This window comes from Acuticoccus kandeliae, assembly GCF_003073115.1.
The window spans coordinates 1-281 of record NZ_QBBV01000198.1 but is presented as its reverse complement, the minus strand read 5'-3'; the positions used below and the strand labels follow the sequence as shown (position 1 = coordinate 281).

1 protein-coding gene is annotated in these 281 nt (G+C 72.6%); it reads right to left on the bottom strand.

Annotation, left to right across the window (positions count from 1 at the left end):
- A partial coding sequence (locus DBV35_RS29935) for an L-lactate permease (protein WP_170135085.1) occupies positions 1 to 281 on the bottom strand: 281 nt, incomplete at both ends.

The following is a 281-nucleotide window of genomic DNA, read 5'->3' as shown; positions in this document are numbered from 1 at the left end:
GGGACGATGAACGCGAGCACCGGGGTCTGGTGGCCGACGACGGCGCCGATCTCGGCGTAGGGGATGCCGGTCAGGTTGCCCGCGGTGATGATCGGGGTGCCGACGGCGCCGAAGGCGACCGGGGCGGTGTTGGCGAGCAGGACGACGACGGCGGCGCGCAGCGGGGAGAACCCGAGCGCCATCAGCATGACACCGGTGATCGCGACGGGGGCGCCGAACCCGGCCAGCGCCTCCAGCAGACCCCCGAAGCAGAACGCGATGATGATCGCCTGCACGCGGGG